This is a genomic window from Pseudomonas sp. DWP2-2, assembly GCF_049897065.1.
In the GTDB taxonomy this organism is placed as follows: domain Bacteria; phylum Pseudomonadota; class Gammaproteobacteria; order Pseudomonadales; family Pseudomonadaceae; genus Aquipseudomonas; species Aquipseudomonas paracarnis.
Genome location: NZ_JAFCVN010000008.1, coordinates 1 through 13,856, shown reverse-complemented (window position 1 = coordinate 13,856; position 13,856 = coordinate 1). Strand labels below are relative to the sequence as shown.

The window sequence follows — 13,856 nt, the reverse complement described above, 5'->3', positions numbered from 1 at the left end:
GGCAAACTCTCTATCCCAACGACTTGCGATTGAAATCACGCAGGCGGAAACCCTGCAACAGCAACATCCCGAAGTACACCACCACGCCCGCCACTACCAATGCGCCCAGGCGCATGAAGCGCTCCAGCATATTGCCTTGGCCCCAGGCCGGCATGATGTGCATCAGGCCAAACAGCACAACCGACATCGCTGCTACCGCCACCAGCAACTTGAGCGCAAACACCCCCCAGCCTGGCTGCGGCTGGTACATCTGTTTTTTGCGCAATTGGTAAAACAGCAGACCTGCGTTTATGCATGCCCCCGCGCTGATCGCCAAGGCCAGGCCGGCGTGGGCCAACGGGCCGATAAACACCAGGTTGAGCAGTTGCGTGACAACCAGGGTAAAAATCGCGATTTTCACCGGCGTGCGGATGTTTTGCTGGGCATAGAAGCCGGGCGCCAGCACCTTGATCACGATAATGCCGAGCAGGCCGACAGAGTAGGCGACCAACGCATGCTGGGTCATCAAGGCGTCATGGGCGTCGAACTGCCCGTATTGAAACAGCGAGACCGTCAGCGGCTCGGCGAGGATGCCCAGGGCCAGGGCGCACGGCAACACCAGCAGAAAGCACAGGCGCAGGCCCCAATCGAGTATGCGTGAGTATTCCTGGCGATCCTTGCTGGCGTATGTACGCGCCAGGGTCGGCAGCAGGATCGTGCCCAACGCCACGCCCAGCACACCGGATGGCAATTCCATCAGGCGGTCGGCGTAGTACATCCACGACACCGAGCCGGACACCAGCAACGAGGCGAACGCGGTGTTGATGATCAGGGAAATCTGACTGACCGACACCCCGAGGATCGCCGGCAGCATGTTGCGCATCACGCGCCAGACGCCGGAATCCTTGAGGTTCAAGCGCGGCAGTACAAGCATGCCGATTTTCTTCAGGTGTGGCAGTTGGTACAGCAACTGTGCCAGCCCGCCGGCCAGGACTGCCCAGCCCAGGGCCATGACGGGTGGATCGAAATACGGGGTAAGGAACAGCGCAAAAATAATCATGCTGACGTTCAGCAAGGTCGGCACAAAGGCCGGTACCGAGAAACGATTCCAGGTATTGAGGATCGCCCCGGCGAGCGAAGACAGGGAAATCAGCAATATATAAGGAAAGGTCACCCGCAGCAGATCAGTGGTCAGCGCGAACTTTTCCGGCGTGTTGGCAAAACCGGGCGCCGTGGCCCAGATCACCCAGGGCGCGGCGAGCATCCCGACGATGGTTACCAGCATCAGCACCAGCGTCAGCAAACCCGAGACGTAGGCGATGAACGTACGAGTCGCCTCCTCGCCATGCTGGGTCTTGTATTCGGCCAGAATCGGCACGAACGCCTGGGAAAACGCGCCTTCGGCAAAGATCCGCCGCAACAGGTTGGGCAGTTTAAAGGCAATAAAGAACGCATCCGTGGCCATGCTGGCGCCAAAGATGCGGGCCAGCAGGGTGTCGCGCACGAACCCCAATACCCGGGAAATCATCGTGATAGAGCTGACCGCAGCCAACGATTTGAGCAGATTCATTGAAAGAGTTTGCGCCTATAGATAAAGAGCAGGCGAACTACGCGCCCACTTATGCGATACTGCGCGCCTGCAACAGCACAGAGCCAAAGCTCGCGAGTTTACAGGTCAAGCGCCGGAAATAAATCACCCGCCTCTTCAGATCGACCACTCAGCAGTTCGCATCAGCCGCCCTTGACAACCCGTCAAGTCATCGGCATGATTCGCGGCCTATTTTGTTTGCTATTTCCTAAAAAGTCTTTCGAGGAGCTCGACGGTGGCCAACACACCTTCCGCCAAAAAACGTGCAAAACAGGCTGAGAAGCGTCGCAGCCACAACGCCAGCCTGCGTTCCATGGTTCGCACCTACATCAAGAATGTAGTCAAAGCCATCGACACCAAAGACGCTGAAAAAGCTCAAGCAGCTTACGTTCTGGCTGTGCCTGTTATCGACCGTATGGCCGATAAAGGCATCATCCACAAGAACAAGGCCGCTCGCCATAAGAGCCGCCTGAATGGCCACATCAAGGCTCTGAGCGTTCCTGCTGCAGCCTAAGTGGTAACAACTGCAACGCAGCCCAGGCTGTGTAACAGTTAAGAAATGCCCCGTACCGAAAGGTCCGGGGCATTTTTGTTTGCCCCTGAAAACTGTAGGAGCGAGCTTGCTCGCGAAGATCGTTAACGATGACGCGGGAAGCCTGGCGCCCAGCGGGGCTCTCAGGTTTTTCGCGAGCAAGCTCGCTCCTACAATGGGCTCAGGCAAAAAAAAACGCCCCGAACCAGTCGGGGCGTTTTTGCTACCGATTGATCAAACCACAATCAATGGTGGTGACCGCCTTCACCGTGGACGTGGCCGTGAGCCACTTCTTCCTGGGAAGCGTCGCGGATGGCCACGATCTTCACTTGGAAGTTCAGGCGCTGGCCAGCCAGAGGGTGGTTGCCGTCAACGGTAACGTCGTCGCCGTCCAGGTCGCGGATGGTGACGATCTGCATTTGGCCGTCCGGCGCGGAAGCGTGGAACTGCATGCCCACTTCCAGCTCATCGACACCTTCGAACATGCTGCGGCTCAAGGTGCTGACCAGTTCGGCGGAGTATTCGCCGTAGGCATCTTCAGGTTCTACGGCGACAGTCAGTTCGTCACCGACGTTCTTGCCTTCCAGAGCCTTTTCCAGGCCCGGGATGATGTTACCTGCGCCTTGCAGGTAAACCAGCGGCGCGCCGCCGGCGGAGCTGTCGATGACCTCACCAGCGTCGTTGGTCAGGGTATAGTCGATGGAGACAGCCTTGTTAGCGGCGATCGTCATGGGGCGAGACCTTTTGCATAAGAATGAAGAACGGACAAGTCTAAACAAGGATTTGCCCGAAAGCGAACGGAACCCGGACGGACGGGGCCGATCAACGGTCACGATCACAGGTTTTCATCAGGACGACGATGGGCACTGGGTGGCCGAGCTGTCTTGCGGCCACACCCAGCACCTGCGCCACCAGCCGCCCTGGCAGTCACGCGCCTGGGTGCTCGACCCCGCGCAACGCCTTGAAAAAATAGGCCAGGCCTTTGCGTGCGGCTGGTGTGCGCAAGGGCACGAATAACGATAACCTTGGCGCCTGATTCGCGGTAGGCACTCACCCATAGAGCGCCACCCAAGCCATGCACCTCCAGAGAATTCGCATGCAGACTTTTTTTATCGCGCCCACCGATTTTGGTGTGGGTCTGACCTCCATCAGCCTTGGGCTGGTGCGCACACTGGAACGGGCCGGCCTGAAAGTCGGCTTTTTCAAACCCATTGCCCAGCCACACCCTGGCGATACCGGGCCGGAACGCTCTACCGAGCTGGTGGCGCGCACCCACGGCCTGAAACCGCCGCAGCCCCTGGGCCTGGCTCACGTAGAGCGCATGCTCGGCGACGGCCAGCTCGATGAGTTGCTCGAAGAGATCATCACCCTTTACCAACAGGCAGCCGTAGGCAAAGACGTGCTGATCGTCGAAGGGATGGTGCCGACCCGCAGCGCCAGCTACGCGGCACGGGTCAACCTGCACCTGGCCAAGAGCCTGGACGCGGAAGTGATCCTGGTCTCGGCGCCGGAAAATGAAGTGCTCACCGAGCTTTCCGGCCGTGTGGAATTGCAGGCCCAACTGTTTGGCGGCCCCAAAGACCCGAAAGTGCTGGGCGTAATTCTCAACAAGGTACGCACCGACGAAAGCATGGAAGCCTTCTCGGCGCGCCTCAAAGAGCATTCGCCGCTGTTGCGCAGCGGTGATTTCCGGCTGCTCGGCTGCATCCCCTACCAACCCGAGCTGAATGCCCCGCGCACCCGCGACGTGGCCGACCTGATGGGCGCGCAGATCCTCAACGCCGGCGACTACGAAAGCCGGCGCATGACCAAGATCATCATTTGCGCGCGCACCATGCGTAACACTGTCGAGCTGCTCAAACCCGGTGTGTTGGTGGTAACCCCGGGAGATCGCGATGACATCATCCTCGCCGTCAGCCTGGCCGCCATCAATGGCGTGCCGCTGGCCGGGCTGCTGCTGACCAGCGACACCCTGCCCGACCCACGCATCATGGATCTGTGCCGAGGCGCCTTCCAGGCCGGGTTGCCGGTGTTGTCGGTGAGCACCGGCTCCTATGACACCGCCAACCAGCTCAATAGCCTCAACAAGGAAATCCCTATCGATGACCGCGAGCGTGCGGAAATCATCACCGACTTCGTCGCCAGCCACCTCGATGCGCGCTGGCTGCACCAGCGCTGCGGCACGCCAAGGGAGATGCGCCTGTCGCCGGCAGTGTTCCGTTACCAGTTGATCCAACGCGCCCAGGCCGCCAACAAACGCATCGTGTTGCCCGAAGGTAGCGAGCCGCTGACCGTACAGGCCGCCGCGATCTGCCAGGCCCGCGGCATTGCCCGTTGCGTGCTGTTGGCCAAGCCTGCGGATGTGGAGGCAGTCGCCCGCGCCCAAGGTATCGACCTGCCCGAAGGCCTGGAGATTCTCGACCCCGACCTGATTCGCCAACGCTACGTGGAGCCAATGGTCGCCTTGCGCAAGAGCAAAAGCCTCAACGCGCCCATGGCCGAGCAGCAACTGGAAGACACCGTGGTGATCGCCACCATGATGCTCGCCCTCGACGAAGTGGATGGCCTGGTCTCCGGCGTGATTCACTCCACCGCCAACACCATTCGCCCGGCGCTGCAGCTGATCAAGACCGCGCCGGGCTGCACCCTGGTGTCGTCGGTGTTCTTCATGCTGTTCCCCGAGCAGGTGCTGGTGTACGGCGACTGCGTGATGAACCCGCACCCAAGCGCTGCGGAACTGGCGGAAATCGCCCTGCAAAGCGCCGACTCGGCGGCGGCGTTCGGCATCACGCCACGGGTGGCGATGATCAGCTACTCCAGCGGTGACTCGGCCAGCGGCGAGGAGGTGGAAAAAGTCCGCGAAGCCACCCTGCTCGCCCACGAACAACAAAGTTCGTTGCTGATCGACGGCCCGTTGCAATACGACGCCGCCGCCAACGAAAACGTCGCCCGACAACTGGCGCCCAACAGCCAGGTGGCGGGCAAGGCCACCGTCTTTGTATTCCCGGACCTGAACACCGGCAACACCACCCACAAAGCCGTACAACGCAGCGCCGATTGCGTGAGCCTGGGGCCGATGCTTCAGGGCCTGCGCAAACCGGTCAATGACCTGCCACGTGGCGCCCAGGTGGACGACATCGTGTACACCATCGCCCTGACGGCGATCCAAGCCGCCAACCGACCCATGGATATCTAAATGCTGGATTTTCTACCTGCCGCCGTGCGCGGGGTGATCGCTTCGCTGTTGCTGGCGCTGAACACGATCCTGCTGTGTTCGTTTCTGTTTATCGTGGCGCTGTTCAAGGCGCTGCCGTTCGCCAAGCGCCTGAGCGAATGGCTGATGAACCACACCCACGAAGCCTGGGTTACCAACAACAAGGGCTGGATGAACCTGGTGCGCCGTACGCGCTGGCACCTGACTGGCCTTGAGGGCCTGGACTACCAGCACTCGTACCTGGTGACCAGCAACCATCAGAGCTGGGTCGACATCATGGTGTTGCAGTACGTGCTCAATCGGCGCATTCGCCCCCTGAAGTTCTTCCTCAAGCAAGAGCTGATCTGGGTCCCGGTGATTGGCCTGGCGTGGTGGGCACTGGGCTTTCCCTTCATGAAGCGCTACAGCAAGGCATATTTGGAGAAGCACCCGGAGAAGAAAGGCAAAGACCTGGAAACCACGCGCAAGACCTGTGCGAAGTTTCGCGACAACCCCGTGGGAATTTTCAACTTTGCTGAAGGCACACGCTTTACGCCGAGCAAGCATGCGCAGCAGCAATCACCGTTTCGCTACCTGCTTAAACCCAAGGCGGGCGGCATTGCGTTTGTACTGGATGCCATGGGCGAGCAGCTCAAATCACTGATCAATGTGACCATCCACTACCCCGGCGGGCGCCCAGGTTATTGGGACTTGCTGTGCGGCAACGTGAAGGACGTGGTGGTGCACTTTGAAGAGGTGCAGATCCCGGCCGAGTTCATCGGCAAGAATTATGAGCAGGATGGGGAATATCGGTTAGCGTTCCAGGGCTGGATCAACCAGTTGTGGCAAGACAAGGATGCATTGCTGGAGCAGCTTCACAAAGACTTTCCGGCCAGCCGCTGATCACATGTGGAAGCAAGTTAATGTGGGAGTTGGCTTGCCTACGATAGCGGTGGATCAGCTAAGGATAAATAAACTGACAGTCCGCCATCGCAGGCAAGCCAGCTCCCACATTGACCGAGTTCACATTTGAGAATATGTAAAAAGCCCGCCACCGATCACTCGGTGGCGGGCTTTTTTGTGCGGTTATAAAGCTTAGATCGCGCCGCGCTGACGCAACAGCTCCAGCACTTGCTTGACGCTGTCTTCCAGCGACAACGCCTGGGTGTCGATCACAAGGTCGGCATTCAACGGCACGTCATAGGGGAAGGATTCGCCAGGGATGTTATCCCCACCGGCCGCGTACAACCCTTGCGGGTCACGCTCGGCGCACACCAACGGCGATGCCTGCACGTAGACGGTCAGCAGTCGGTCCGCACCAATCAGCGCCTTGGCCTGTTCACGGCCTTCGGCATCCGGCGCAACGAAAGCCGCCAGGGTCAGCAGGCCGGCTTCGTTGAACTGACGCGCCACATGAGCCGCACGACGCCAGTTCTCGGTACGCCCGGCACGGTCCTGCGGCAACCCTTTGTTCAGGTCGTGACGCAGGTTCTGGCCGTCCAGCACGAACACCGCCCGTCCCATGTCGAACAGCTTGCGCTCGACCGCATAGGCCAGAGTGCTCTTGCCAGCGCCCGACAAGCCGCTGAACAACACCGTGGCAGGCTGCTGGCCGAAACGCAGGGCGCGCTCTTCGGTGGCCACATGCGCCAGGTTGCCGTGCTGCGCAGCGCCGCCATGACCCACCGGTGGCGCGATGATCATGCCCGCGGCCACCGTGCCGTTGGTCAAGCGGTCGATCACGATGAACGCGCCGGTGGTGCGGTTGCTGTCGTAACCGTCCAGGGCGATGGCGGCGTCCAGGCTGACCTTGACCCGGCCAATCTCGTTGAGCTGCAGCGAACTCGCCGGGCCTTCGGCCAGGGTGTTTACGTCCACGCGGTGCACGATGCTGGTGATGGAACCCGGCACGTAGCTGGTGGCGCGCTTGATGTCGTATTTCTTGCCCGGCAGCATCGGTTCTTCGGCCATCCACACCAGCATGGCGTCGAAGGCGTCGGTCACTTGCGGCACGTTGTCGGCATGCACCAACAGGTCGCCACGGGAGATGTCGATCTCGTCTTCCATGGTCAAGGTCACGGCCTGGCCTGGGCCTGCGTGTTCCAGCTCACCTTCAAAGGTGACGATGGATTTGACGCGGCTGCTCTTGCCCGACGGCAATACCACCACCTCGTCGCCCTTGTGCACGATGCCACTCGCCAGGGTGCCGGCAAACCCACGGAAGTTCAGGTTCGGGCGATTGACGTACTGCACCGGGAAACGCAGGTCGGTGTAGTTGCGATCATTGGCGATCTCGACAGTCTCCAAGATCTCCATCAGCGACTGCCCGGTGTACCAGGGCGAACGCTCGCTCTTGTTCACCACGTTGTCGCCCTTGAGCGCCGACAACGGCACGAAGGCCAGGGTGCTTGGCTTGAATGCGATACCTTCGGCGAACTTCAGGTAATCGGCCTTGATCGACTCGAATACGCTTTGGTCAAAGCCGTTGATGTCCATCTTGTTGATGGCCACAACGATGTGTTTGATACCCAGCAACGAGGCGATATAGCTGTGGCGACGGGTCTGGGTCTGCACGCCGTAGCGGGCGTCGATCAGGATGATCGCCAGGTCACAGGTGGACGCACCAGTGGCCATGTTGCGGGTGTACTGCTCATGGCCGGGTGTGTCGGCGATGATGAATTTGCGCTTGGCGGTGGAGAAATAGCGATAGGCAACATCAATAGTGATGCCCTGCTCACGCTCGGCCTGCAGGCCATCGACCAGCAACGCCAGGTCGATATCGTCACCGGTGGTGCCGGACTTTTTCGAGTCGCGGGTAATGGCTTCCAGGTGATCCTCGTAGATCATCTTGGAGTCGTGCAGCAGGCGCCCGATCAGGGTGCTCTTGCCGTCGTCGACGTTGCCGCAGGTCAGGAAGCGCAACATCTCTTTGCGCTCGTGCTGGCCCAGGTAGGCGAGGATGTCCTCGCTGATCAAATCAGATACGTGCGACATGACAGCCCCTTAGAAATAGCCTTGACGTTTTTTGTCTTCCATCGAGCCTGCACCATCGTGGTCGATGACACGGCCCTGGCGCTCGGAAGTTCGCGTCAGGAGCATTTCCTGAATGATGTCCGTCAGCGTCTCGGCTTCGGACTCCACCGCGCCCGTCAACGGGTAGCAGCCAAGGGTGCGGAAACGTACTTTCTTTTTGACGATGCGGGCTTTGTCTTCCTCGGACAGGTGCTCGAGGATGCGATCGTCGTCGATCATGATCAACGTGCCGTTCTTCTCGATCACGTCGCGCTCGGCGGCGAAGTACAGCGGCACGATCGGGATGCCTTCCAGGTAGATGTACTGCCAGATGTCCAGCTCGGTCCAGTTGGACAGCGGGAACACGCGGATCGACTCGCCCTTGTTGACGTTGCCGTTGTAGACGTTCCACAGCTCCGGGCGTTGGTTCTTCGGGTCCCAACGGTGCTTGCTGTCGCGGAACGAATACACGCGCTCTTTGGCACGGGATTTCTCTTCATCGCGACGGGCACCGCCGAATGCTGCGTCGAAACCATGCTTGTCCAGCGCCTGCTTGAGGCCCTCGGTCTTCATGATATCGGTGTGCTTGGCACTGCCGTGGGTGAACGGGTTGATGTTCTGCGCCACGCCATCGGGGTTGATGTGGGTAATCAGGTCCAGGCCCAGCTCCTCGACCATCTTGTCGCGGAACTTGTACATCTCCTGGAATTTCCAGCGAGTGTCGACGTGCATCACCGGAAATGGCAGTTTGCCCGGGAAGAAGGCCTTGCGTGCCAGGTGCAGCATCACGGCGGAGTCTTTACCGATCGAGTAGAGCATCACCGGGTTATCGAACTCGGCGGCGACCTCGCGGATGATGTGGATGCTTTCCGCCTCCAGCTGTTTCAGATGCGTCAGTTTGTCGACCATGGTTACTCACGGAAAAACGATCTTATGGACGGCCAGCGGGCCGTGTTCGAGCGAGGCATGCTAGCACAGCAACTTCTTCTATTTAGGGCGCCAGCTAGACCGAAACGATATATGAATATGCCGGCCAGTTTGGGCTTTAACACTGTAAGTGTGGGAGCTGGCTTGCCTGCGATGGCCTCACCTCGGTGAGCCTGAATGGCTGCGGTGCCTGTATCGCAGGCAAGCCAGCTCCCACAGTGTTCAATGCTGTGCTTTAGATCGGATTGGGGCAGTCGATGAACAGATGCTCCAGGGCAAAGCGCCGCGCCAGGTAGTCGCCCAAGGCCTGCACGCCGTAGCGTTCGGTGGCGTGATGGCCGGCGGCGATGAAGCTGATGTCGTTTTCCCGGGCGCTGTGGAAGGTCTGTTCAGACGCTTCACCGCTCAGGTACAAATCGACACCCGCGGCAATCGCCTGGTCGATGTAGCCCTGGCCGCCACCGGTACACCAGCCGACGCGGCGAATCATCTCGCTGCCTTCGATCAGCAGCGGTTCGCGACCCATCACGTCCTGCACGCGACGGGCGAAGTCACGAGGTGACAAGGGCTCGGCCAGGGAGCCGACCAGGCCGACGATTTTTGGGTTGCCGGGGTCCAGCGGGCCTTCGACGGTGATATCCAGGTGGCGAGCCAGTTGCACGTTGTTGCCGACATCGGCGTGCAGGTCCAGGGGCAAGTGGTAGGCCAGAAGGCTGATGTCATGCTTGAGCAGGGTTTTGAGACGGCGCTGCTTCATGCCGGTGATGCACGGGTTTTCGCCCTTCCAGAAGTAACCGTGGTGCACCAGCACCAGGTCGGCCTTGGCTTCGATGGCGGCGTCCAGCAGGGCTTGGCTGGCGGTCACGCCGCTGACGATGCGCATCACTTGGGGCCGGCCCTCGACCTGCAGGCCATTGGGGCAGTAATCGGCAATTTTGGCGCTGCCGAGGTAGCGGTCGGCTTCCTCGACGAGGGTAGTAAGGGGCACGGCCATAAAAGACTCCTAAATATCCCGTTCGCAGGCGTCACAGCCTCGTATAATGCGCGACATTATGGGCGCTCTCCCGCCCCCTGCAACCTGTCAGGACTTACTTGATGCTCAAGGCACTGCGTTTTTTTGGATGGCCATTGTTGGCTGGCGTGCTGATCGCGATGCTGATTATCCTGCGTTATCCCCAGTGGGTGGGCCTGCCCACACTGGATGTGAACCTGCAACAGGCGCCGCAGACCAACACAGTGGTCCAGGGCCCGGTCACCTATGCCGACGCGGTCACCATCGCGGCCCCTGCGGTGGTCAACCTGTACACCACCAAGGTCATCAACAAGCCCGCGCATCCGTTGTTTGAAGACCCGCAATTTCGCCGCTACTTCGGTGACAACGGCCCCAAGCAGCGCCGCATGGAATCCAGCCTCGGCTCCGGCGTGATCATGAGCCCCGAGGGCTACATCCTCACCAACAACCATGTGACCACGGGCGCCGACCAGATCGTGGTGGCCCTGCGTGACGGCCGCGAAACCCTGGCCCGCGTGGTGGGCAGCGACCCGGAAACTGATCTTGCGGTACTCAAAATTGATCTGAAGAACCTGCCGGCCATCACCCTCGGCCGCTCCGACGGTTTGCGCGTGGGCGATGTGGCCCTGGCCATCGGCAACCCGTTCGGGGTGGGGCAAACGGTGACCATGGGCATCATCAGCGCCACCGGGCGTAACCAGTTGGGCCTTAACAGCTACGAAGATTTCATCCAGACCGACGCCGCGATCAACCCCGGCAACTCGGGCGGTGCGCTGGTGGACGCCAATGGCAACCTGACTGGCATCAACACCGCGATTTTTTCCAAGTCTGGCGGCTCACAGGGCATTGGGTTTGCGATCCCGGTGAAGCTGGCGATGGAAGTGATGAAGTCGATCATCGAGCACGGCCAGGTGATTCGCGGCTGGCTGGGCATTGAGGTACAGCCCTTGACCAAGGAACTGGCCGAGTCATTTGGCCTGACCGGGCGTCCAGGCATCGTGGTAGCGGGGATCTTCCGCGACGGCCCGGCGCAGAAAGCCGGCCTGCAACTGGGCGATGTGATCCTCAGCATCGACGGCGCCCCGGCGGGTGATGGCCGCAAGTCGATGAACCAGGTGGCGCGGATCAAGCCGACCGACAAGGTGGCGATCCTGGTGATGCGCAACGGCAAGGAGATCAAACTGTCGGCGGAAATCGGCCTGCGCCCACCACCGGCGACCGCGCCAGTGAAAGAAGAGCAATAACTGTCGCGATCCTAGCGCCCGCTCGCGGGCGCTGGTAAGGCTACATTTCTTAGCGATTCATTCTCATTAGGCATGTTATATTGTTTCAATATCGCTATTGGAACGCTCTATCATGCCGTCTCGAAAGTTTGTGCCCTTCGCCGGCCTGGCCCTGGGTTTGCTGCTCGACCCTGCCTACGCCGAAGAAAACACCCTGGAACTGGACACCATCAGCGTCACTTCCGACGCCTATGAATCCGCCACCGGCCCGGTCGACGGCTACCGTGCCACCCGCTCTGCCAGTGCGACCAAGACCGACACGGCCTTGCGCGACATCCCGCAATCGATCAGCGTGATTCCCGCCACGGTACTCAAAGACCTGGGCAGTACCAGCGTGGAGCGCGCCCTGGAATTCGCTGGCGGCGTATCCAAGCAAAACAACTTCGGCGGCCTGACCCTCTACGAATACAGCGTGCGCGGCTTCACCACGTCCGAGTTCTACCAGGATGGTTTCAGCGCCAACCGTGGTTACCCCAGTACCCCGGACGCGGCGAATATCGAGCGCATTGAAGTGCTCAAGGGCCCCGCCGCCAGCCTGTATGGGCGTGGCGATCCCGGCGGCACGGTAAATATCGTCACCAAGAAACCACAGCCCGAGGCCTTCACCACGCTGCAGACCAGCGCAGGCAGTTGGGACCGCTACCGCACGGCGCTGGATGTGAATACGCCGCTGGACAGCGAGGGGCGCGTGCTGACGCGAGTGAACCTGGCCGTTGAAGACAACCAAAGCTTTCGCGATCACGTGGACGCCAAGCGTGTGTTTGTCGCGCCCTCCTTCAGTTGGCAACTGGACCCGGACACCACCCTGCTGGTGGAAAGTGAGTTCGTGCGCCACAGCTCCACCTTCGACCGAGGCATCGTCGCCAATACCGGCATGTCCCATTCCACCTTCCTCGGCGAGCCCAACGACGGCAATATCCGCAACCACAACAACCGCATTCAGGCGGCGTTGGAACACCACCTCAACGACGCCTGGAAACTGCGCCTGGCCAGCCATTACAAGCAAGGCAGCCTGTGGGGCGATGCTTCGGAAAGCCGAGCGTTGAACGCAGACGGCCACAGCGTCAATCGCCGCTACCGTGAACGCTCCACCGGTTGGCATGACAGCATCACCCAGCTGGAACTGCGCGGGGTGTTCGATATCGGCAGTTGGCAACATGAACTGTTGATCGGTACCGAGTACGAGGATTACCGCAAGAAAGAGCGCGTGACGGCGATCGCAGGGGACTATCCCATCGACATCTACAAGCCGGTGTACGGCCAGCCCAAACCCAACGGCAAACGCTCCGGTACCGACTTCTTCGAACAGACCAAAAGCCACGCACTCAACCTGCAAGACCAGATCATCTTCACCGACCGCCTGCGCGGCATGATCGGTGCGCGCTTCGAACACTTCGAACAAAGCACCGACGACTTCACCCGCAACCACGCCAAGGGCCGCCAAACCCACGACGCCTTCACTCAGCGCGCCGGCCTGCTCTACCAGCTCACGCCAGAAATCGGCGTGTTTGCCAACGCCTCCACGTCGTTCAAGCCCAATAGCGGCCTGGATGCCGCTGGCAAGTCCTTCAAGCCCGAAGAAGGCGTGGGTTATGAGGTGGGGGTCAAGAGCGAGCTGTTTGATGACCGCCTCAGCGCTACCCTGGCGGCCTTTCATATCGAAAAGGAAAACGTGCTGACCCTGGACCCAGCGACCAACCTCAACCGCGCCATGGGCAAGGCCCGCAGCCAGGGGTTCGATCTGCAAGTAACCGGGCAAGTGACCGACGCAGTCCGCGTGATCGGCGCCTTGGCCTACATCGACGCTGAAGTGACCAAGGGCGACAAAACCATTCCTACGGGCAGCCGCATTCTGGGCGTGGCCAAGCGCAGTGGCAGTGTGTTGGGCGTGTATGAGTTCCAGGAAGGCGCGTTGCGTGGCTCAGACCTGGGCGCAGCGTTCACCTATGTAGGTGACCGCTCAGGCGAAGCCGGCACGGGTTTCGAACTGCCCGCCTACCACACCGTGGATTTGCTGGCACATTACAAGGCTACGCAGAATGTGACGGTGGGGCTGAACCTCAACAACCTGTTCAATGAAAAGTACTACGAGCGGTCCTACAGCAGCTATTGGGTCAACCCGGGTGAGCCGCGCAACTTCACAGTTAGCCTGACCCTTAATCTGTAGATACAGTCAAAATGTGTGGCTTGCCTGCGATGACCATAGGTAATCACGATGCGAAGCGAGCCGCTCTTGATCTTGATCTGCTTGTGATCTTGATCTCAGGCGCCCCGTTAAACCACGCTGGCCGAACGCAGGCTTGAATTCGTGGGTAACCCGGCAGGACGCC

11 protein-coding genes are annotated in these 13,856 nt (G+C 60.3%); 6 read left to right on the top strand and 5 right to left on the bottom strand.

Annotation, left to right across the window (positions count from 1 at the left end):
• Positions 1–10: 10 nt before the first annotated feature.
• Positions 11–1,549 carry a murein biosynthesis integral membrane protein MurJ gene (gene murJ, locus ACP7CZ_RS18045; protein WP_054919406.1) on the bottom strand — a complete coding sequence of 513 codons (1,539 nt, stop codon included), beginning with the start codon at positions 1,547–1,549 and terminating at the stop codon, positions 11–13.
• 253 nt (positions 1,550–1,802) lie between these two features.
• Between murJ and rpsT the strand changes: the two genes are divergently transcribed.
• The gene (rpsT, locus tag ACP7CZ_RS18040) at positions 1,803–2,081 is read left to right on the top strand and encodes a 30S ribosomal protein S20 (RefSeq protein ID WP_003188401.1); all 279 of its coding nucleotides are present in this window, start codon (positions 1,803–1,805) and stop codon (positions 2,079–2,081) included.
• Between the two features lie 263 nt (positions 2,082–2,344).
• Here the strand turns inward: rpsT and ACP7CZ_RS18035 are convergent, their stop codons facing one another.
• Positions 2,345–2,830, bottom strand: a complete 486-nt coding sequence (locus ACP7CZ_RS18035; RefSeq protein ID WP_003188398.1) for an FKBP-type peptidyl-prolyl cis-trans isomerase — start codon at positions 2,828–2,830, stop codon at positions 2,345–2,347.
• Between ACP7CZ_RS18035 and ACP7CZ_RS18030 the strand changes: the two genes are divergently transcribed.
• The 3 genes from ACP7CZ_RS18030 to ACP7CZ_RS18020 all read left to right on the top strand — a co-directional run bounded on the left by ACP7CZ_RS18030 (position 2,829) and on the right by ACP7CZ_RS18020 (position 6,195).
• On the top strand, positions 2,829–3,116 hold the full coding sequence (locus ACP7CZ_RS18030; protein ID WP_102666761.1) for a DUF3565 domain-containing protein: 288 nt from the start codon (positions 2,829–2,831) through the stop codon (positions 3,114–3,116). The genes ACP7CZ_RS18035 and ACP7CZ_RS18030 overlap by 2 nt on opposite strands.
• A 79-nt stretch (positions 3,117–3,195) precedes the next feature.
• Complete coding sequence (pta, locus tag ACP7CZ_RS18025) at positions 3,196–5,295, top strand: phosphate acetyltransferase (protein ID WP_003188396.1); 2,100 nt, start codon at positions 3,196–3,198, stop codon at positions 5,293–5,295.
• Positions 5,296–6,195 (top strand): acyltransferase, encoded by a 900-nt coding sequence (locus tag ACP7CZ_RS18020; protein ID WP_034128062.1) that lies wholly within the window; start codon positions 5,296–5,298, stop codon positions 6,193–6,195.
• 192 nt (positions 6,196–6,387) lie between these two features.
• Here ACP7CZ_RS18020 and cysN read toward each other — a convergent pair whose 3' ends face one another.
• The 3 genes from cysN to ACP7CZ_RS18005 form a co-directional block, all read right to left on the bottom strand.
• Positions 6,388–8,286: a sulfate adenylyltransferase subunit CysN gene (gene cysN, locus ACP7CZ_RS18015; RefSeq protein WP_294151158.1), complete on the bottom strand. Its 1,899-nt coding sequence runs from the start codon at positions 8,284–8,286 to the stop codon at positions 6,388–6,390.
• 9 nt (positions 8,287–8,295) lie between these two features.
• Entirely contained in the window at positions 8,296–9,213 is a 918-nt protein-coding gene (gene cysD / locus ACP7CZ_RS18010; RefSeq protein ID WP_054896879.1) for a sulfate adenylyltransferase subunit CysD, read from the bottom strand.
• A 253-nt stretch (positions 9,214–9,466) separates the two neighbouring features.
• Positions 9,467–10,225 carry a Nif3-like dinuclear metal center hexameric protein gene (locus ACP7CZ_RS18005; RefSeq protein WP_054896878.1) on the bottom strand — a complete coding sequence of 253 codons (759 nt, stop codon included), beginning with the start codon at positions 10,223–10,225 and terminating at the stop codon, positions 9,467–9,469.
• A 101-nt stretch (positions 10,226–10,326) separates the two neighbouring features.
• Here ACP7CZ_RS18005 and algW point away from each other — a divergent pair, with 101 nt between their 5' ends.
• Positions 10,327–11,487, top strand: coding sequence for a Do family serine endopeptidase AlgW (gene algW, locus ACP7CZ_RS18000; RefSeq protein ID WP_294151164.1), 1,161 nt, complete (start codon positions 10,327–10,329; stop codon positions 11,485–11,487).
• A gap of 112 nt (positions 11,488–11,599) precedes the next feature.
• On the top strand, positions 11,600–13,693 hold the full coding sequence (locus ACP7CZ_RS17995; protein WP_294151167.1) for a TonB-dependent siderophore receptor: 2,094 nt from the start codon (positions 11,600–11,602) through the stop codon (positions 13,691–13,693).
• The last annotated feature ends 163 nt before the right edge of the window (positions 13,694–13,856 follow it).